At 34.9% G+C, this 21535-nt stretch carries 21 protein-coding genes; 2 read left to right on the forward strand and 19 right to left on the reverse strand.

Translation table 11 applies throughout. The features are described from left to right. The first annotated feature begins 46 nt into the window (after window positions 1–46). The gene (locus tag UH1x_RS12285; RefSeq protein WP_482621931.1) at window positions 47–1651 is read left to right on the forward strand and encodes a choice-of-anchor I family protein; all 1605 of its coding nucleotides are present in this window, start codon (window positions 47–49) and stop codon (window positions 1649–1651) included. A 290-nt stretch (window positions 1652–1941) separates the two neighbouring features. Here UH1x_RS12285 and UH1x_RS12290 read toward each other — a convergent pair whose 3' ends face one another. From UH1x_RS12290 to UH1x_RS12375, 18 genes are all read right to left on the reverse strand, one after another. Continuing rightward, window positions 1942–2448, reverse strand: a complete 507-nt coding sequence (locus UH1x_RS12290) for a hypothetical protein (RefSeq protein WP_482621933.1) — start codon at window positions 2446–2448, stop codon at window positions 1942–1944. Window positions 2449–2548: 100 nt separating this feature from the next. Continuing rightward, the gene (locus tag UH1x_RS12295; RefSeq protein ID WP_482621934.1) at window positions 2549–3826 is read right to left on the reverse strand and encodes an SH3 domain-containing protein; all 1278 of its coding nucleotides are present in this window, start codon (window positions 3824–3826) and stop codon (window positions 2549–2551) included. 158 nt (window positions 3827–3984) lie between these two features. Continuing rightward, window positions 3985–4311, reverse strand: a complete 327-nt coding sequence (locus UH1x_RS12300) for a hypothetical protein (RefSeq protein ID WP_482621936.1) — start codon at window positions 4309–4311, stop codon at window positions 3985–3987. Between the two features lie 210 nt (window positions 4312–4521). Further along, on the reverse strand, window positions 4522–5061 hold the full coding sequence (locus tag UH1x_RS12305; RefSeq protein WP_482621938.1) for a TPM domain-containing protein: 540 nt from the start codon (window positions 5059–5061) through the stop codon (window positions 4522–4524). 211 nt (window positions 5062–5272) lie between these two features. Continuing rightward, window positions 5273–5917 (reverse strand): hypothetical protein, encoded by a 645-nt coding sequence (locus tag UH1x_RS12310; protein ID WP_482621940.1) that lies wholly within the window; start codon window positions 5915–5917, stop codon window positions 5273–5275. A gap of 214 nt (window positions 5918–6131) precedes the next feature. Continuing rightward, a complete protein-coding gene (locus UH1x_RS12315; RefSeq protein WP_482621941.1) occupies window positions 6132–6809 on the reverse strand; it encodes a hypothetical protein in 678 nt (225 codons plus the stop codon). Window positions 6810–7110: 301 nt separating this feature from the next. Next, window positions 7111–7629 carry a hypothetical protein gene (locus tag UH1x_RS12320; protein ID WP_482621943.1) on the reverse strand — a complete coding sequence of 173 codons (519 nt, stop codon included), beginning with the start codon at window positions 7627–7629 and terminating at the stop codon, window positions 7111–7113. A 351-nt stretch (window positions 7630–7980) separates the two neighbouring features. After that, window positions 7981–8343, reverse strand: coding sequence for a hypothetical protein (locus UH1x_RS12325; protein ID WP_482621944.1), 363 nt, complete (start codon window positions 8341–8343; stop codon window positions 7981–7983). Between the two features lie 207 nt (window positions 8344–8550). After that, a complete protein-coding gene (locus UH1x_RS12330; RefSeq protein WP_482621946.1) occupies window positions 8551–8982 on the reverse strand; it encodes a hypothetical protein in 432 nt (143 codons plus the stop codon). Window positions 8983–9766: 784 nt separating this feature from the next. Beyond that, the gene (locus UH1x_RS12335) at window positions 9767–10156 is read right to left on the reverse strand and encodes a hypothetical protein (protein WP_482621948.1); all 390 of its coding nucleotides are present in this window, start codon (window positions 10154–10156) and stop codon (window positions 9767–9769) included. A 154-nt stretch (window positions 10157–10310) separates the two neighbouring features. Continuing rightward, window positions 10311–10859, reverse strand: coding sequence for a hypothetical protein (locus UH1x_RS12340; RefSeq protein ID WP_482621950.1), 549 nt, complete (start codon window positions 10857–10859; stop codon window positions 10311–10313). A gap of 154 nt (window positions 10860–11013) precedes the next feature. Beyond that, window positions 11014–11376: a hypothetical protein gene (locus UH1x_RS12345; RefSeq protein ID WP_025744134.1), complete on the reverse strand. Its 363-nt coding sequence runs from the start codon at window positions 11374–11376 to the stop codon at window positions 11014–11016. Next, window positions 11373–11837 (reverse strand): barstar family protein, encoded by a 465-nt coding sequence (locus tag UH1x_RS12350; RefSeq protein WP_104515826.1) that lies wholly within the window; start codon window positions 11835–11837, stop codon window positions 11373–11375. The genes UH1x_RS12345 and UH1x_RS12350 overlap by 4 nt, the downstream gene beginning before the upstream one ends. Before the next feature lie 182 nt (window positions 11838–12019). Further along, on the reverse strand, window positions 12020–12805 hold the full coding sequence (locus UH1x_RS12355; RefSeq protein ID WP_482621952.1) for an SDR family oxidoreductase: 786 nt from the start codon (window positions 12803–12805) through the stop codon (window positions 12020–12022). 54 nt (window positions 12806–12859) lie between these two features. After that, entirely contained in the window at window positions 12860–13177 is a 318-nt protein-coding gene (locus UH1x_RS12360; RefSeq protein WP_482621954.1) for a cupin domain-containing protein, read from the reverse strand. An 81-nt stretch (window positions 13178–13258) separates the two neighbouring features. Further along, window positions 13259–15457: an OmpA family protein gene (locus UH1x_RS12365; RefSeq protein ID WP_482621956.1), complete on the reverse strand. Its 2199-nt coding sequence runs from the start codon at window positions 15455–15457 to the stop codon at window positions 13259–13261. After that, window positions 15432–16385 carry a PorP/SprF family type IX secretion system membrane protein gene (locus tag UH1x_RS12370; RefSeq protein WP_482621958.1) on the reverse strand — a complete coding sequence of 318 codons (954 nt, stop codon included), beginning with the start codon at window positions 16383–16385 and terminating at the stop codon, window positions 15432–15434. The genes UH1x_RS12365 and UH1x_RS12370 overlap by 26 nt, the downstream gene beginning before the upstream one ends. A gap of 3 nt (window positions 16386–16388) precedes the next feature. Then, window positions 16389–19241, reverse strand: a complete 2853-nt coding sequence (locus UH1x_RS12375; RefSeq protein ID WP_482621960.1) for a T9SS type B sorting domain-containing protein — start codon at window positions 19239–19241, stop codon at window positions 16389–16391. A gap of 251 nt (window positions 19242–19492) precedes the next feature. Between UH1x_RS12375 and UH1x_RS12380 the strand changes: the two genes are divergently transcribed. Next, on the forward strand, window positions 19493–20848 hold the full coding sequence (locus UH1x_RS12380) for a UDP-N-acetylmuramate--L-alanine ligase (protein WP_482621962.1): 1356 nt from the start codon (window positions 19493–19495) through the stop codon (window positions 20846–20848). A gap of 204 nt (window positions 20849–21052) precedes the next feature. On the opposite strand, the gene UH1x_RS12385 is transcribed toward UH1x_RS12380, so the two are convergent. Continuing rightward, window positions 21053–21496, reverse strand: a complete 444-nt coding sequence (locus UH1x_RS12385; RefSeq protein ID WP_482621963.1) for a DUF1569 domain-containing protein — start codon at window positions 21494–21496, stop codon at window positions 21053–21055. Window positions 21497–21535 lie beyond the last annotated feature (39 nt).

Consider the following 21535-nt stretch of genomic DNA (forward strand, 5'->3'; position numbering starts at 1 on the left):
TACATTGATCTTCTTGTTTTGATATTTAAAACCAAACTGTATTAAAATGAAAAATGTATTACGACCTTTTTGTGTAGCAATTCTTGGAATTTCTATTTTATGTACCTCATGTGCCGATGATGGTATAGATGGAATGGACGGTGTTGATGGAGTGGACGGTGTAGATGGCGCCGATGGTGCTGACGGGGCTGACGGAGCCGATGGTATGGATGCCGAATTTCCAATAACCATCGATCAACTTAGTTTCTCTAAAATAGGAACGTTTACCAATGGTAATGACGAAGCTTTTGCAGAAATATCTGCTTTTGATGCCGTTACCAACAAATTATTCATAGTGAATCCGGAAGAGGATGAAATTTCGGTATTAGATTTGACAGATGCTACAAACCCTGTAAAAGGTGCTTCTATCGCTTTAACAGGTAGTCCTAATTCTGTAGCTGTTCACAATGGTATTTTGGCAATTGCCGTTGAAAATAGCGATAAACAATTAGAGGGTACTGTTGATACCTATGACACTGACTCGCAAGTTTTAATCAAATCATATGTAGCAGGTGCGTTACCTGATATGGTTGCTTTTTCTCCTGATGGGGAATATATCGTTGCTGCTAATGAAGGTGAGCCAAACGATGATTATACGGTTGATCCAGAAGGTTCAATAACGGTTATAGAAGTAGCTACGGAAACTGCAACGCAAATTTCTTTTGCCGGACAGATGGATCCTGGTAACGGATTTAGAGTATTTGGTAATGATGGTGCTTCTTCATTTGTACAAGATGTGGAGCCGGAGTATGTTACTATTTCTGATGATTCTAGCACTGCATATATTGGTTTGCAAGAGAATAACGGAATGGCAATAGTTGACCTTACCTCTAAGACCATCACCGGTTTGGTAGGTTTAGGAACAAAGAATCACAACGTTTCCGGTAATGAGTTAGACGCCTCCAATAGAGACGGTATTGCTGGAAATTTGGCAAACTGGAATGTTTTAGGTTTTTATATGCCCGATGCAATAGACTATTTCACAGCTAATGGAAACGGTTTTATCGTTTCTGCCAATGAAGGTGATTCAAGAGACTATGACGGTTATTCTGAAGAAGTGCGTGTAAAGGATTTGGATTTAGATCCTGCTTTTTATCCTGATTTTGAAGTAGTGCAAGCAGATGAAAATTTAGGTCGATTAAAAACGACAACTGCAAACGGAGACGAAGATAATGACGGATTATATGAGCAAATCTATTCGTACGGTGCGCGCTCTTTTTCTATTTGGGATACTAACGGACAATTGGTGTTTGATAGCGGTTCTGAGATAGCACGAAGAACATTAGCTTTGGCACCGTCTATATTCAACCAAGATGAAGGCGAAGTAGATGGCAGGTCAGATGATAAAGGTGCCGAGCCAGAATCTGTAAAAACCTTAAAAGTAGGAGAAGAAACGTTGTTGTTCGTTGGTTTGGAAAGAACTAGTGGAATTTTAGCTTACAATGTAACCAACCCATATAACCCTGTTTTTGTTACCTGGATCTATGATGCCGAAGATATTTCACCAGAAGGGTTAATTGTTGTGGATAAGGATGATAGTCCTACAGGAAATTATTTAATGATCGCAACTCATGAAGTATCTAGTACTATTGCTATTTATGAGATGAAATAACCGTAGCTACAAATAGTTAGTAGTAAAAATCAAAAAACGCCAAATAGTATTTATTTGGCGTTTTTTCTTTTGATGCTAAAACCTAGTGTTTTGGCTTTTATACTGGTAGTATATCAATCTATTGATTAGTCATCGGTAAACTATAATAGCTGAAACAATTCTTCAAATACCCTTTAAACCGATAATTTAAAACTGTTTAAAGCAAAGATTAATTACCAAGTATAGTATTGATCATAAATATGAAATTTCTTTCTTATTCTTTTTATATGCATCACTCAGGTATATAATTATTATGGAAGCTCTATATAATACTTTTCAGTCAACGCTTCGTTTTGCCAAAAGGCAAGCTCAAAGGTCCAGTATGGGTTGTCTTCATATAGCAGATGGTAATCGCCCCAAGTATACTGAAATGGATAGCTTCTTTGTTTCTCTTCGCTATATATATTACCGAAAAGATATATGGTAGATGAACCGCTTACCCAATTGGAGTGTATTTCAATTTTATCTAAGACTACTTCTGTACCTGTAGGGATTTCTGCAATTGTCTCTAAATCAGAGTCCATACCAAAGCTATTGCCATCTTCTAAGTGATAGCTATAGTCTTCATATTTGGGCATATCATAATTTAAAATTAGTGTAGGTCTTTTCGTAGTTAATTTTTGATTTATGATTTCTGTAAACGGTTTTTCGCTAGATACATCTCTATATTTAGGTCTGGTAAGTATATAGAACAATATCGCAACGGTACCTATGACCAGCACTAAGAATATTCCGCAACCAATTGCTATTTTTTTCATTTCCTATTTAGATATGTAACAGCTGTTTAATTTAATGTTTTAGTTTTGGCAATTATAGATATTTCTAGTGATAATGTTGCTAGAGTAATGGGTTTATCTTTTAATGCCTATTATCACATAAAATTCCAATAGGTAATTCATTATTATCTAAAAACTGAATTTGAGAACAACCAAAAGACTCCCACATAAACCCAAATACAACAGGCGGTTTGTTCTTAAATAAATTGCCGATATATTGATAGTTTTCTGGGCGTTCTGACACTGCATCTTCTAGATTTAGGTCAGCCTTACCGCTTGATTCCCCTTCTTCTTGATAAATTTCAAAAGATTCTTTTGTCTGTGTATTTATAATAATTAAATCAGACCAATTTGAATATTCTGTATTTGCCTTTACAAATGCACTTATGTTTTTATAACTTGATGTGTAGGGTTTAAAAATAGAATCGTTCACCAAATCTTCTGAGATTATTTGTTTCTTTAGGTTACTATCAATTTGCTGTTGATTCATTTTTTTGAAAATTAAGGGTTGTAATCCTTTTTCAACAAAAGGATTTTCTTTCCCAATTACAGCAAAACCGCTATAATCAGCCCTACCTAAATTAAAACCAATTTGATAGTCATAACTATAATAATCTTCTGTTTTGTACTCATCTATTATGCTAGAATAAGGGTTAATACAAGCCATTAATGGTATGTTTTTAACAGGGAGTCTTTTAACTAAAGTTGATGCTAAGTCGTAAATGAACAATGTATCGCTGTTAGCATAATTCATTCTTTTAAAGAATTCTGTACGTTGTTTTTTACTAAAGTGTATCGTGTCTTTTCGTAAATCATTTTCATCAATGAAATTTTCGGGCATGTAAAAACTCTCAGATACATTAACAAATGCTAGTCTTATATCTATTTCTTTAGAGGGCTGAAGTATTCCTCTATAATAGGGTTCAGCATAGTATAATTTAGTTCTTGATCTCCTTGGCTCGTGTTCAGATAAATAATAATCAAAAACATAAACGGTATCATTTAAATGTTTTACGGCGACCCATGTGCCTTCAACTTCTTGATAATTGTCTGTAATAGTTTCTGTTTGCTGTGTGCTAAAAAGGTATTCTACTTTATCTCTCCACTCAAATTTTCCTACTACTTTACCTTTAGGTTTATCTCTATAATTTAAGCCAGACTCTGCAATAATGTATTGCTGTTTCTCTTTAGTTTGAGTAGGAGCTGTTATTGACTCCTTTACAATATCAACTTCTTTAATAGGATTCTTTAATACAACTTGGTTTTGAGTATTGCTTGTATTTTGGTCTTTGGCATTTTCTTTACAACCAAATGTTATGCACAGTGTATATAGTACTATTAATTGTAAATAGTTTTTCATTTTTTTAAATGACAGTTATGAGGGGAGTATTAACAACGTTGTTTATTCAATTAAAGTGAGTTTGTTTAAGTAATTAATTATATTTTATACCTAGCGATTGCATAGTCGCCTTAATTTTTAAAGTAGTTTAAGAGTCATTTACTTATTTTAATTTTCGATTATTTTAAAGCGTAATAGCAGCTTTGGCTATAAAGATGGCGAAGGTTTTTATCATTAATCCACTCATATTTTGATATGATGAATTTCGTAAATGAATAAAATTCCACAAAACTAATTTCCTTTTCACCTATTACCGGATTATTACTCACGTAATCATGAGCACATTTATTTACTTTTTTGCAAAGCTTATTGCAGAAATCTAATTCTGATGTAGTTAACTCGAGATTATCATTTTGTAAGCTTTCTTGAATGTCAGCTAGCCAATTTTTTCCGAATTCCATTGAGAAACTCAGTCCGCTATTTAATGTTCTCTTAGATAATTCCATTAATAGAATTTTTCAATGATGGCAATATGCATTTTTTCAAAGTAGAATAAGCGAGTAAAATATCTTATTTTTTGATCAATATTTTTCTTAACATCAAAAGTATTTATGCTTTCATCTATATTATGAGGTTGCTTTTTCTGTGAAATAGTCATTTGATATAATTTTTAATGGGCTACAAAATGCTTTTATCAGAAGTAGTGTTTATAAAACTTATTTCCACTTTTCTATTAATGCTAATACACCTTTTTTAATACCGAGATAAAATTTCTCATTTTTAAATTCGGGTATTATTATACTATCAATTACATTTTTACATATTTCATCGGTTAAAACTACTTCGGTACCGTAACCGGTTGAAATGCCTATTTGCCTGCAAGGTTTACAAAGTACTATTGTTAATCCGTTATTTTTTTCGGCAGTTCCTACTCCCCAAGTTTGACCTATATCTGTTGCGTATCTTTGAATGTTCTCATAAGGTCTTATGCTGTCAACAGTCACTACCACAATTTGTCTGGTTGTTTCAATATCGTAATCATAAAGTATTTTTGATAATTCAGCACGTTGAGGTTCTGTAAAAACTTCACCGTAATCATTTATAATTCCAATTGGTTTTGGAATAGAATTTTTTTCCGTGTCCGAAAAATCAATTTCAGTTGTTAGTTTTTCAGTTTCCGTTTCTTGAGCAATTTCTTTACAGGAAAGAAAATTTAAAGTCAAGAAAAGGATTAATATTTTAGTTCCGATTTTCATTTTTCGTATTGTTGGCAACGGCTGAGCTAAGCGTAGTGCGGTAGTAAGGAAACTTTTCGTTTCCGTCTGCGCACGAAGCTAAAGCTTATTGTTTAGTTTTATTTTTTCTTGTCCAAAGCTAATTCTATAAGATTTAGCGACCTTATAAATATACACAGACCTTTCGTTTAGCAGAAAACCCGTATTAGGTATAGCCCTTGTTGGGCTTTCGTTATTTCTTTCTCCAAATTATGTATTCAATTGTCCATCCTTCAACATCTTTTTCCGTTATTATCAAGTCCTCTATATTTTGGATGTCCGCTGGTATTTCTAAATCTCCGTTTATTTCATAAGAAATATTTGAATTTTCGTAATAGTAGTAGACGTGTTGATGGTAAGGGTCAAAATTAATTTCCCCATCACCTCTGTTTTCTTTCAGTTTTTCAATTGTACTGCCAACATTTAGTCCATATTGGTCAGTTACTGTTGATTCGTGAACAATAATACTATTAAGAATTAACTCATTTTCTGAATCGAAATTGAAATAAACAAGAGGAGTGTCAAGCTTTAAAATATCAATGTACATAAAGTCAGGTCCATCTTGTTGTCCGATATTAGCTTCAACCCAATATGGTTTGTAATAATTCCGAAGTGGTAAAAGCATATTCTCTTCAGGAAACGGAAGAGCAAAACTGTCAATCGAGTTTTCTTTTAATTCTATTTGACGGTAATTTTGCTGTTTAACAGTCTCCTTAGAAATATCTGTCGAAATTGGTTCTACCTTTTTAGATTCAATAGATTTATTTTTATCTGATTTTTGTTCAGAACAACTTGTCAGAATTCCGATAATTACTGTTACGTATAATATTATTTTCATTTGTTATCTAATGAAGCCCAACGGCTCGGCTATGGTTAGTACGGGATTAAAAAGCGATTAATTTCCGATTAAGCACTTAGCCAAAACTTTTTATTTTGTTTTATCTTTTTCATTTTAAAGCCAAATCAAAAGATTTGGCGGACTGTTAAAAGCTCTAAAATTTGGGTTAAGCACCAAAACCCGAATTAATTATAGCCATTGTTAGCAATAGTTTTTAGTTGTAGAAGCATAAATCAACAATTGGTAATCTACTTTTTAAACTTGTTTGTAAATCCTCTATTGTTCCCCATCCATCATTTATTTTTTCTTTGATTCCAGGTGCAATAATAAATTTATCTTCACATAATTTCATTAAATCAATATTTGCTTTATCTGATTGCATAATAATTAAATTCTCGTTGCCGTCAGCCCAAATTGGTTCCGCCTGATATGTGCTTTTCCAATATTCGTAAATAGCACTTATGTCAGATTTGTCATCTTTCCAATATTCAAGTTGATTTATGAAATTTATCTGTTTTGAGATAGGATAAAGTTTAATTATCTGTTTTTTAATGTCCTCAATTTTTTCATTACCTGAATATTGGTTATAATCGAATTTCGAATAACGTTTAGATGGAATGTTTAAGGACATTTCAATAGTACAGCCTTTTTTCTTCAGTTCATTTTTTAAAAAATAATAACTCTTTGCATTATCATTAATTACAATAAATTGAATCCCATCCATTTCCTCGTCAGATAAAACCTCAGAAACAATCATACCTTTAAATAATTGAATAAAATGATTTTTTTGAATACCCAATTTGTCTATTAAATTCGACTCATATGAATTAGACAATTCGTCTCTAAATTCAAATTTTTCTATTGTTTTTTTTTTCTTGTTAAACCACTTCATTTTTTTATTTCGACTAACGTCAAATTTAGTTATTGATAATCAGTTAATTATTATTTTCCTTTTTCAGCATCTTTTTTCTCGTTAGCTCGAGGAATTAATCGGATTCTGTATTGGGAATTATTGCTAACGTCTCGGCTAAGATTAGTGCGGTTGTAAGGAAACTTTTCGTTTCCGTCTGCGCACGAAGCTAAAGCTTATTGTTTAGTTTTATTTTTTCTTGTCCAAAGCTAAATCCATAAGATTTAGCGACATTATAAATATACACAGACCTTTCGGTTTTAGCCTAAAGTCCACATTACGTTTAGGTATTGTTAGGCGCAGTTTTTTTTCTTTTCCATGTAATTACAGCTGTTATAATTAGCAAAATTATCATGAGAAACATAAGTTCATATGCGGTTTTAGCATGATTTTTAAGTCCATTTAATTGTTCCCATTGTTCTGGGTCGGCTGTTAGTGGTGGATAAATGGTAAATCCGTATTCTGTTTTTTCAGAGGTGGGAGTAAAATATTTTTCAAGTCCATTCGCTACTTTTGCAATTCCATAAATTCCGATAACGGATATGGACAGAATTATTAAAGTCAATTGGTTTTTAAGTCCATTGTATTCTTTGGATATTAAAAATCTGATGAAATAGATAATCCCGCCTATTATACCCAATAGCGAAATGAAAATCCATAAAATCCAGAGTAATCCTGAGTGTTGGAATCCTAGAGTCCAATTATAGTTTTGAAATTGGGACAAGATGATAAAAGTGAGCACTAAAGCACATACCCCAATAAATAGAATCCACTTAATTTCCGATTTCCATTTCGTGCTCATTTGAAATTGTGCCTAACGCTTGAGCTAAACGTAGTGCGGTTTTAGAGATGCGATTCCCTTAGCGCCATACCCCGTAGCTAAAGCTTATTGTTTAGTTTTATTTTTTCTTGTCCAAAGCTAAATCCATAAGATTTAGCGACATTATAAATATACACAGACCTTTCGGTTTTGCCCTAAACTTCGCATTACGTTTAGGTTTTGTTACCACACGTTTTTTGCGCTCTCTTGGCACTTTCGAATGTGCAATTTTGGCAAGTCCATCTGCGTAACGATTGCGTCTGAGTAAAGTCCATTCCGTCAACTAGCTAAAAAGTCCATTCGCTTAACAATTACTTTTGAGTAAAACCAGAATTATTTTAACTTAAAATCTTTTAGCCAATATTGAAAGCCCAAAGCTCGGGCATCATTTCCGCTAGCTATTTTTTTTATAATTTTCAATGCGTTTTGCCCACTACTTCTATCATATTCTAATTTTTCGAGCAAATGAACGGCAGCCCAAATATTGGTTCTGTTTTCTTTTTCAATTAATAGTTCAGAAAATCTTGCGATTTCGTTTGAGTCGTTATTTTTCGAAATCATTTGGACAATTTTATACATTCTTCCAACCGCTTTATTACACTTTTGGACAGAAGTTTTATCCGAATAGTCATGCTCTGATTCAGAATAGATTTTTGTTTGCTCTTTATAATCTTCTATTAAATCTTCAATATTCATAGGTGTACCAAAATGTGTGGTAACGTCTGAGCTAAGCGTAGTGCGGAGATAAGGAAACCTTTCGTTTCCGTCTGCGCACGAAGCTAAAGCTTATTGTTTAGTTTTATTTTTTCTTTTCCAAAGCTAAATCCATAAGATTTAGCGACTTTATAAATATATACAGACCTTTCGGTTTTGCCTTAAAGTCCGCATTACGTTTAGGCTGTGTTAGCCAGCGTTTTTATCCGCAATATTTTTACAATCTGCTTTATTCTTTCTTTTTTCAAATTCCGACCAGAATTGTTCAATTGGCTCAAAGTTTAAACTATTATCGATTCCAATTAATGTGTCCATACCCTCAAAGCTATACTTTCCTGAGCCTACGAAATAATGAAATTCCGTTTTACTCCTCCCGATATATTTTAAAGTACCCTTAATAGAGTCCCGCATATGTCCAAATTGCTCAAAATAAAGCGTGTCATTTTTTATTTTAATTTTTTGCCATTCCGACAAATCTTGTCCATTTGTGTCCCAAGCGATACGTATCGAATCATTTTTAATATAAACTTCAGAATAATACCCATTTTCACACAGATGATAATTTCCATCAGTTTTAGATTCATTTCGACACCCAAAAGAAATTAGTAGAAATAAAATCAATATGTATTTAATATTTCGAAGGTTCATTAAAATAATGGCTAACGTTTAAGCTAAGATTAGTTGCGTTGTGAAATCCGACAGGATTTCCCATCGCGAACTAAAATAGCAAAATTGCTCTAGATTTTCCATCGGAAAATCCGGAGCAATTAATTTTAGGTATTGTTAGCAAAATGTGGCGACACGCACGAGTAAGCACGAACGATTACATTATCCTAAATCCCCTGCCTGAGTAGAGTCCATTTGCGTAACGATTGGGTAGGAGTGAGGTCCATTTGAGCAAACAAGCTAAAAAATCCAATTGCGTAAAGTTGCTCAAGCCCTTTGTATAATAATTGACACGGTTTATTCAAAATCTACCCATATGGTCAATAGTAGAATTATTATGAAAATCACAACTATATATTTTGAAAAAGAGCCTTTCTCTTTCGAGAAAAACCATGAAGATTTTTTCGCTAACCATGGATTAACTTTTTCAAGTCTATTAATAAAGCGCTTATCATTTATCTCTCCTAATTTCAGCAAAATAGGAACGCCTATTATAAATGCGATAGAAACAATTATTTTCGTCTTGAACTCCAATTAATTTTCGTTTTGAGCCATTTTTGCTAACGGTTGGGCTAAGCGTAGTGCGGAGGCAAGGAAACTTTTCGTTTCCGTCTGCCGACGTAGCTAAAGCTTATTGTTTTGCTTTTTCTTTTCTTGTTCCAAAGCTAAATCCATAAGATTTAGCGACATTATAAATATACACTGACCTTTCGATTTAGCCCTAAAGTCCGCATTACGTTTAGGCATTGTTGTGCAACGTTTTTATTTTTTCGTAAAGCTTATTTTCCAATTCAACTGATTTTTTTAAATCCACACTTTCAATTCCGTAAATCCATCCATTTTGGTATTCAGTCCAATTAGTTTTGTCCGACGCTATTTTCAGTCCAATTTTGGTCTCTATAGACTCAATTTTCTTAAATTCAGGATTAGTCATTTTAAGAACTTTTACATAATTATCCGAAATCAGTTCACAGAGTATTTTCCCGCAAACAAATTCAGTTCCATTTTGAGTGTCCAATTCAGTGTAATACTTCTTCACAGCATTATTCAATTCGTAGACTCCTTGAATATCGTCATTTATCGAGTCAATTAATATGAATTTTATATGGTCAAATATTTTCGAATTCATTTTTTGGCTGTGATTTGGCAAATGTTGCACAACGGTTCGGCTATGATTAGTTGCGGAAATGTCCACAGGATGTTTCCAGCGTGCTAGCTAAGGTACTTAAAATTGCGAAAGATTTTCCGTGAGGAAAATTGGCAGCAATTAATTATAGGTATTGTTACCTGCTGTTATTTTTTAGCATTCTTCTGAAATTTCGTTGTTGAGTTCTAAATTCCCTACTATTTTTCCTTTCGACTTTTCTTTTCTCCTTGTCCGAAAGTTTCAGATAAGCCAACCAATCTTTGTATTTAGTTTGGAAATTATTGAGTCCATCTCTATTAATTGCATACAAGTAATATTCAATCCAATTCGGATTGTTTTCACAATAAGTAAGAAGACAATTTTGTATTCCAGTTATACGCATATAAGGCATTCTGTCAATTCCGTCCGCCATGATTATTGCCAATTCTCCTTTCGATAAATTTCGTGCCTGACATTCAGAAAAGACTTTTGTTTCGGTCGAATCGGTAAAAAAGTCCGAGAGAATGGGTAAAGAACTTTCTCCATAAGAGATTATTTTTTCCGCCTGAACAGTTTTTACGATTCCCTTAGAATTTTCCGTTTCCGCAATCTTTTGCAGAAGCGAATCTATCTCCATTTCCGTTTGTGAAAAGACAAAATTTTGACTAAAAACTAAAAAGGGCAATATGAAATAAAGCTTTTTCATATTAGCAGGTAACGTTGTTGTATATGGTTTGTTGCGTGGTTTAGCACGTAATTTAGTAAATAAAAACCGAATAGAAAATCCGCGAGGATTTTCGTAAGTAGGCTAGAACTAGCAATAAATTATATACGGTGTTGTAAGTAGTTTTTTATTCAGTTTATAATGTATTTGTTATTTCCTTTTCGTAAAATTTTCCTCTATCGTCAGTCGCAATAACTTTTGGTCTTTTTCCATTTTCCCAAATTAGTTCAAATGATTTTAGAGAGTCAAATTCCACATTTTGTGATTTGAAATGCTCATTTATGTTATCATACCAATACCCAATTGATTTAGTAATTCGGTCAGAAATCATTGTCTTTGGTTGGAATTCTTTAGTTTTCCAATCAATTTTTATGTCATAATTCTTTCCACTTATTTTATTCAATTCATCAATTACGAAATCAGAATCAACATAATTTTCATAGCTTAAAAAACTATGTCCAAAATTGTGAATTGCTGAAGGAATATTTTTGTATTTCACACCTCTGATTTTTCCACTATTAAATCTACGAATTCAGCGTTTCTCAATAAATCTAGAATAAAATCAAAATCATCTTTCCCGAATACTTTTTCCAGTTTTTCAGTTCCGATTATTTCTATTATACAATCTCCTGGAAAACCTGGTCCTTCTGCTGTTATAGCGTCATTAAAAGCATCAAGATTTTTTCCAAAATGTTTTACCGATTCAGAGTCTATTTCCGCAACGTATTTATTCCAAAAATCTTGTTTAGATTCACAAAATTCTCCGTTTATAAATATTTTTCTCTTGTGTCTCGTTTTTCCATTTTCGTCTGTTACAATACTTACAAAAGTATCTTTTCCATAAGCCATTTTATCAAAGACTTTAGAATAGCCAAGATTCAACCATCTTTTATAAATCAATTTTCCATTGAAATATAAGTAAAGTTCATTGTCATTCTTTATTTCCTTTCGTATTATCACGGTTTGTTTAAATTACTTACAACAATTGGATAAACGTATCTAGGTACGTTTATTTCTTATTTACCCGTAATTTAATCAAATCTTCTAAAGTATCAATGAATACGGTTGCTTAGTGGTGTTTATCCGTATAATATACGTTTGTAAACGTTTAAATTATGTTGTTGGCGTAAAAATTATTTTAACTAAAGCGACTTCAATAGTCCGCCATCAATTGGCATATTTATACCCGTAATATAAGCGGCATTATCAGATGCTAAAAATGCAGCTAAATAACCATACTCTTTTGGGTCGCCAATTCGCTGCACCGCTACTCTAGATTCCATTTCTTTTCTTACCTGGCTTTGTTCAATACCTAATTGTTCCGCTTTTTTGGCATTAAGTTGCGCAATACGGTCGGTATCAAAATAACCGGTGAGAACGTTATTTACCGTAATATTATGTTTGCCAACATCTGTAGCTAATGATTTGGCCCAAGTGACCACGGCAGCTCTAATAGAGTTAGATAGTGCCAAGTATGATAATGGTTCTTTTACAGAGACCGAAGCTACATTAATAATACGTCCCCAATTATTTTCTGTCATTGACTGCAAAGCCAATTCTGTCGTATAGACTACGGTTTTGAACAAGAGGTCAAAAGCTACTTGGTAATCATCTACTTTTTTTTCTAAAGCGCTGCCTGCAGCCGGACCTTGGGTATTGTTAACCAATATATCTGCCGTGTTGTTTTCAAAGTAGGTGCTTATTACTTGTTTGTAATCTTTGAAATTATTGAAATCTACGGCTAGGTATTGGTGTTGCTGACCTTGGTCTGTAGGTAAGTCATTTACTATATGGTGTAATTTTTCTTCGCTATGAGACATCAAGGTTACACTGGCACCACTTTCTGCTAATTGTTGTGCTATTGCTTTACCAATACCACCGCTACTACCACCAACTAATGCTTTTCTATTTTTTAAAGATATATTCATTTCTTATGTTTTAAGATGGGATAAATGAGCGTAACCGTTGTTAACAACCATCCTTTATCTGTATTCTTCTCTTGTAGGGCTAAAAACATCTAATAATTTACATGGGGTCAAGGCAATGCCACTATGCTTTTTATGAGGGGCAATGACCACAATGTCGCCCGGGTAGTATATTTGGGTGTCGCCATCTAGTGTGAATTGAAATTCACCTTCCATTACGTGCATGATCTGCTCGTTCATATGAGCATGTTCAGGCACTTCAGCTCCTTTTTCAACATCCCAAAATGCCATACTCATGTTTTCAGAATGTACCAATTTGCCATGTAAACCAGGCATAATCTCTTTTGACGGAATTGTAGAAAGGTTATAGTTCATTATTCTTTAGTTTAAGAACTAAAGATACTAGAATCTGTCGCAATTTTATAATAGATGTTCGTCTAGAAATGTTGTTTTCGGTTAGTAGCCGTATTTCCAATCAAGTACTACAAATTCGCAGCGTCTGTTCCACTCATGATCTTCTTCAGAACAGGCTTCTTCAGTTGCACAAACTACAATAGGTTTTGATTCTCCGTATCCTTTTGAAACCACTCTGCCAGATTCAATTCCGTTTTTAACCAAGAAATCTTTGGCAGAATCGGCACGTTTTTGAGATAGGTCTTTGTTATAGCTTTTATTGCCACGAATATCTGTATGGGTGCCAATTTCAATGACCATACCTGGGTTTTTCTTCATGATATCGATAACGGTCTGTAAACGTTCGCGAGACTCTCTTCTTAGATACCATAAACTATAATCGAAATGTATTTCTTCGGTCTGTATAACGGTACGGTCGCTCTCTTTTACTAAAGCTTCTTCTGTAGCTATGGCATCGGCTATTTTCTTTGCCAGTGCCTTCTCCGTTTTTGCTTTCTCGGCAATGCGCTGTTGCGTTAAACGTTCAGCTTCTTCAATACGTTGTTTTTCTGCTAATAGATCGGCTTTTTTATCTGCCTCTAACTTTTTAGCAGCCATTTGTTCGGTGCGTAGTTTTTCAGCTTCTTGCTTTTCTTGTAATGCCAGTGCTGCTGTTTTTTGTTTTTCTAGGATGGAATATAAGCTCATGGAAGCATCATGTTCGGCATTTCTTTCTTTTGTACTGTGGATGTTCTTGGCATTACCCTCATATCCGTTTTTTTCTGCTTTTACTTCGTAGGATGCTTCACAGACAATATTAAAATCAAACGCACCATTTTCTTTGGTAATGCATGTGGCTATGACCTCGTTTTCTGCATTTATTAAAGTTACCGTTGCATTGGCTAACGGTAGGGTAGTGGTACGATCCGTAATAATACCGGCAATAAATTGTTCACAATCTTCAATTGATAATTCTTTGGTTACGCTAAAACTGTAGATGTCATCGCTACCCTTACCAGATGGTCTGTTCGATGCAAAATAACCCGATGCATTATCAGTATTCAATACATACGAGAAATCATCATAACCACTGTTTACTGGTAACCCTAAATTATCCGGATGCTGAAATGTTCCATTCTCGTTTTTAGAAACAAAGACATCTAAAAGTCCGAAACCTGGGTGACCGTTCGATGAAAAGTAAAGTGAATTATCTGAAGCTATAAATGGGAATTGCTCCTTCTTTTCCGTATTGATCTCACTGCCTAAATTAATGGGATTGCTAAATGTATTATCGGTTTGCAGGCTTGTTTCATAAATATCGAAAGAACCGAATCCGCCTGGTCTATCCGAAGAAAAATATAATTTTGTACCATCTACATTTAAAGCTGGGTGCTCATTAGAATAATCGTCACTGTTGAACGAAAGTTCGGTTATATTCTTCCATTCCCCATCAACTAAATTAGCGCTGTATATTTTTAAATTGGATACCTTTTTGTCATCGGTTTTACGCTTACCATGGTTATAGTTGTTACGGGTAAAATACATCGTGTTTCCGTCGGGTGAAACCGTAAAAGAACCTTCGTGTAATTTTGTATTAATAGTATTTGATAAGCTTGTACTAATACTATCGCCCAGTTGTTCTTGATCTTTTGGGTGTGTATAAATATCAAGATACTGCTGATTGTTCCACCGGTATGTTTTTGAAGCTGATTTTTTATGTGCTGCGGTGTACCAAATAGCATCACCTACCTGCATTGCCCCAAATTCCGATGTGGTCGTATTTAGATTACTGTTTGCAATAGCGAAACGATTACCGATCGCTTTTACATTTTCTAGGTATGTATTTTCTTCTTTTAGTTGCTGTAACTTTTCCGTACTACCTTTTTTGGTGTAATAATCAAAAAATACTTGTGCGGCTTCGTCATATTCGCCAATAGCTTTTAAAGATTGGTTCAGCTTAAAATAATACTGCTCATCTACCGTATCTCCATAATTGGAAATAAGATAACGATACCAACGTGCCGATGCATTTAAATCAAAAGTGTGGTAGTAACTATCTGCCAAATTTTTCACGACCAGACTGCTTTTGTTGCTAGGCAATGCCGCTTCGTATAAGGCAATGGCATCTGCATAGTATTTCTTTTCAAATAGGTCGTTGGCACGTTTTAAATCTTGTGACCATGACGCTTGAAATATTCCTAGAAATAGGATGATATAAATATGTAAGTTTTTCATTTTAGTAGAATCTAGGAGATTTATCATAGCCTTTTTTAAGTCCCCAAAGGTCTAGGTTGAACAGCACAAAAATTTCGTGTGATCCATTATTGAATGCGCCTAAATTAGACAAGGTGTAATCATAAGCATAGCCTATTCTAACAGAAGGTATGACCGCAATATTGAACATGGCGTTGACAGAGTCATCTAATCTGTACGAGACACCCCCTTCAAAACGATTATTGAACAGTGCGTTGAAAGATACATCTGCCGTAATAGGTGCGCCCGATACTATTTTGGTCAATACAGATGGCTTTAGTTTTAATTTTGGATTGATGTCAAATACATAACCTGCCATACCAAAAAGGTGAATGGCTTCTGAGCCAATGCGGTTAAGCCCATCTCTATTTTCTAAATGTTTGGAAGTCAATAAATTTGGAATAGACAGACCTGCGTAAAACTTATCTCTGTTATAGAATGCACCTATACCCACATTTGGGAAGGTGTTGTTCATATTTTCACTAAAGGCAGGATCATCTTGAACCTCTGGTAGCCTGAATCCGTTAAAATTAGTTTCGAAAGTAGTGATACCTCCTTTTAATCCTAAGCTTAAATTACTTTGCTCATCTAGCTTAAGGATATAAGCAAAATCAACATAGATATTATTTTCTTTCAATGAACCGTCGCCAATATCATCTGATATAATAGATGCGCCCATTTCAATTTTTTCAGATAACGGAGTGTGGGCGAAAAAGGTCAGCGTTTTTGGTGCGCCAATAGCATTTTCCCATTGGGTTCTGTATAGCGTACCAAAATTGAGCATGCCTGGTTCATTGGTCGTGTAAGCAGGGTTGACCACATTCATGTTATACATATATTGCGTGTACTGCGGGTCTTGTTGTGCCTGCATTTTTAAAAGGAACAAAAGCATAAGGATGCAAATACCCCAAGGTGTGTTTGTTAATTTCTTGTGCATGGGTTATCTGTTTAAGTATAAGCGACCTTGAATAGGTTCTGAATTGCCTTTGTTATAATTGATGATATAGAAATAGACTCCGTTGGGTGCTGTTGAAGAACCGTTCCTTCCATCCCACGCTGGGTTGGTTATATCACCTTTGAATAAGGTGGTTCCATATCTGTTTAAAATTTCTAAAGTGAAATTGGGGAATATCATTTCTATATTAGGAATGAAAAAAGTGTCGTTTCTGCCATCGGCATTCGGTGAAAATCCGTCTGGTATAAAAAAGTCATAATTTTCGGGATCGCAATCACTGAAATCTATAGTAATAGGAACACGTGTTGCAGAAGAACATCCGGTAACGGAATTATAATTCTCGGCGTAATACGTAGTATCTGGTACTAAAGGAATATCATCTGTTAGTGCTGTACCGCCAGTTTCGGTTATAAACCATAATACTTCATTTTCTGTTTCGTTTTCTAAGGCTCTTAATGCTATAACAGTAGGGTCATCTAAACCACAAATAGATAATATATCTGAAGAAATAGCTGTTGGTGCCACGGTAATTACGGTCGGGGTAATTTCTAATCGTTCTGTGCTCGTGCAACCACCGCTATTGGTAGAAGCAAAATATGTTTGCCCATCAACAAGAAGCGTGGCATTGTCTAATGCAGTACCGCCTGAGAGAGCGTCAAACCAAGTAACTGAGGTTCCAGAAACGACCGTTAATTCGATATTTGCCAGAGTCGGATTCGTTTCTGCGCAAAACAAAGGGTTACTAACTGTGGTAGTTGGCGCATCAGGATTGCTGAAATTAACAGTTATCTGAACCCGTTCAGTGCCTTCGCAATTGGTAAGTGGATCGCTATTGGTTACAAAATAATCTTCACCATCAATAAGTTCAGTAGAGATAGGTAGAATATTGGTATCCGTATCCGTATTGTAAAATAAGATATCGCCAGCTGCGGTAACATTAATATCCATTAATGTTGGGGTTCCATCAAAATCACTCAGACAAAAAGTCTGACTAGCATCGGCTGTTGGGGCTTCCGGCATTCCGCCTCTTGAGAAATTTTCACTCTCTTCAAACTCAAAATCTAATCGGCATGGTGTGGTATCATCCTGTATGCTACGTACATTGGCTGTATAATTACCAATAGGTAATGCATCTACATCTATTTGGTATGCTGCAGTACCACCGGTAAAATTAATGGTATTGGTCGTCAACACCGTATTAGAACCTAACTCAGTAACATCATAAGTAATGGTGTAGGTCCCATCTGGTAGAATTGGCGCATCAACAAGTACATCTATTTGTGTGGCATCGCAATTATTATCTATGATCAAATCTAGTTGAATAGCATCTGGTAACGGAGTTACCGTAATGGTATCCGTAATTGGACAACTAGTGGCGTAGATATCGCTTATTGTAGGTCTAATTCCATAATCTCCACCTTCCGTAAAATTACTTCCGGGAACAATGAACGTAGCTGCACCATCAGTAAACTCAAGTTCAAACGCATCTGAAGTTATGGTAGCTCCATCCGGATTAGTAATCGTATATGCTGTAGTAAAGTTTCCATTAGCTAAATTACCATTGGTGTCAAGAATTTCAATTACCTGAATGGTATTGTCATTATCAACACAGATATCTTCTGCGCTAACAGATGAGCTTGTAACCAAGAACGTAGTTGGTGGCACAACAACTCTATCACAAACAGCTCGTTGGGGAGTAACACTGGTTATGCCAATAATTTCAAGAGTTACTTCTTGATTTAAGGGTACTAAAGAAGGATCGACAATAAAATCTCCATTTCCGTTAGCTAATGTTGCGGGTGAATCGCCAATGGAACCATCTATGGTATACTGAATTAAAAAATCACCATTGTGCAATAGCGTATCATCGTAAACTAGATCAACAACATAGTCTTCGCCAGCACATATATCATCTGCGGTAATAGTACCGTGTAGCACAGGTAAAATACTAATGCTTATTTCGGTCTCTCTTTTTTCGCACACTGGGTGACTAGGGAAAACGGTATAAATAAACGTGAAATCTGCATAACCAAAATTGTCATACATTTCTTGAATGTTAATGACTGAATCGTTGAGGTCACTTAATTGATTTGTGCCATTTTCTGTCCAAGTTCCATTAGGATCTTCACCTACCAATTGGTCGCTGAGATTAAATGCGGTGTAGGCAGATAAATCATCATCTGCACAAAATGTAAGACCAAAAGCATCACCAGCATTAGGTGGTGGGTGCACTTCTAAAATTACTGTTGAAGTTCTTTCTAAGCAACTATCAACATCTGGTACGGTATACGTAAAATTATATATTCCGGGTCCTGCCATTTGGGCATTGAAGATATTATCTTCTAACTGACCTGTAAATGTACTAAGGTCTTCTTCCCAAAGACCATTGAAATCTTGAACTTTTCCGTCTACATTACTTCCTAAAAATCCGTGTAAGTTTACACTAGGGTCATCACCACAGGCATTGGCGCTACCATCAATATTATCTTCACCAGGGTAACCACCTAAAGTTATGGTTACGGTAGCAGTTTCATTACAATCTGTATTGGTATATACAAAGGAGTGCGTTCCATAGTTATTAATACGCCATAAATCAACGATTCCCGTACTTTGGTTTAAAGCATAGAAATTTTCTGGATTTGTGGTTGACCATGTTCCGCCAGCGGTAGGTGAGCCACCTAGTCTTGGAAATAAGGCAAAGTTACGGTTGGTGTCATCTGCATCTTTTTCACAGACTACAACACTAGCATCATTTCCTGCGCATTGTGCTTTGACCAAGTTTGAGAAACCAAGCGTAAAAAACACAATGGCTAAGAACCTAATTTTTAATTTATTCATTAATAGGGGGTTGGTTGTTGAATACCTTAATAGATGTTAAAGGTATTTCCGGTTGTATTTGTAGGAAATTATATGTTGTGAAAACATCATAATGTAGGGTGAATACTACTAAACATGATAGAAAGTGTTAAAAATTAACGTATTTCGTCGATGATAATGCCATTTTTTAAGGGATTTGCTAAGCTCTAGTTTTGTTGGAATTGGAAAATAGTAAATGCACAATACGTATCTTTGCCACCTAAAATTTAGTAATGCGAATACATTTTATTGCAATAGGAGGAAGTGCCATGCACAATTTAGCGTTGGCTCTAGAACATAAAGGATATGTTATTACAGGTAGTGACGACGTTATTTTTGAACCTTCTAAATCTAGATTAGCGGCAAAAGGTTTGTTGCCCAGTGAATTTGGCTGGTTTCCTGAAAAAGTAACAAGTGATGTAGATGCTATTGTATTGGGTATGCATGCCAAAGCAGATAACCCAGAATTGCTAAAAGCCCAAGAATTAGAAATCACTATTTACTCTTACCCAGAATTTTTATACGAGCAATCTAAAAATAAAACACGAGTAGTTATTGGCGGTAGTCATGGTAAAACAACCATTACCTCAATGATACTCCATGTACTTAACTTTAATGATATTGAGGTAGATTATATGGTCGGTGCACAATTAGATGGTTTTGATAGAATGGTGCATTTAACAGAGGATAATGATTTTATAGTGCTAGAAGGCGATGAATATTTGTCTTCACCAATAGACCGCAGACCTAAATTTCATTTATACCAACCTAATATTGCTTTGTTAAGTGGTATTGCTTGGGATCATATTAATGTATTTCCCACTTTTGAAAATTACGTAGAGCAGTTTAAAATATTTGTTGATAGTATTGTTAACGGTGGTTCTATTACATATAACATAGAAGACGAAACAGTAACAGAGATTGTTGAAGCTTCTGAAAATGCCATTAGAAAATTACCGTATACCACACCTGAATATAGTGTAGAAGAAGGGGAAACGCTGTTGGAAACTAATGAGGGACCAATGCCCATTGAGGTTTTTGGGAAACATAACCTAAGCAATTTGGCAGGAGCAAAGTGGATTTGCCAAAATATGGGAGTTGACGAGGATGATTTTTATGAGGCTATTGCCACATTCAAAGGGGCATCTAAACGATTGGAAAAAATAGCGGAAGGTAATTCAAGTATTGCCTATAAGGATTTTGCACACTCTCCAAGTAAAGTTGCAGCTACTACAAAAGCGGTAAAAGAGCAATATCCTAATAGAAAACTGATAGCTTGTTTAGAGTTGCACACGTACAGCAGTTTTAATCCGGAGTTTTTAAAGGAATATAAAGGTGCTTTGGATGCTGCAGATGAAGCGGTAATTTTCTTCTTACCGGAATCTGTAGCTATTAAGAAGTTAGAAGCGGTAACCCCCGAACAAATTTCAGAAGCTTTTCAAAGAGACGATTTAAACATATTTACCGATGCTGCCTCTTTTCATGATTACTTAGAAAGTCAGCCGTACGATAACACCACATTGTTACTTATGAGCTCAGGTAATTATGGCGGATTCGATTTGAAGAGATTTCAAGAGTTGATGGGTTAAGGCGGAAGTTTGAAGTCTGAAGTCTGAAGTCTGAAGTAAAGAGTATAAAGTACTAAGTGTAAAGTTGGAATAGAGAAAATAGATAATAGAGTAAAGAAATTAAGTACAAAGTATCAAGTCCTTTTTGAACTTGAACTTAATTCTTGAATTTGAACTTGACTTTTGAATTTGAATTTGTTTTTTCCAACAACCAACAACCAACAACTAAACGCCGAATTGCTTCAAATGATGATCTAAATGTTTGTATTGCATTTGACCCCATTGCTCTTTTGTAAACGTGCCAAATGCAGGGTGTGGGTACCACTCTTTACGTTCACGTACCGCATAAAAATCGTTCACTAAAGTCTTTAGTATTTGATGTTCAGCAGCAAAGTCTTTGGCTTCCTTTGTTTTTAGTTGAGGTGCCGTTGGTAAATTCTTTCTCCACGGCTTATCATTATACAAAGACTTTTTAAAGAACGTTTTTACGAACCAATTGCCTTTAGAAGTATTGGGTGTATTCTTAATAGCTAATTTTAATGGGTACTGGCAATGCCAACACATTTGTCCAACGGTCATTTTGCCCCAACCTTTCTCAGAGGTTTCTGAGAGTTGATTTATTCTACCCTTAATTTCTTGGTATGCCTCTTCGTTCAAAATCGATTTCATGGTTGGTTTTTTTAATTGATGCATAAATTTACCATAAAA

It is taken from the genome of Maribacter sp. UH1 (assembly GCF_056839145.1).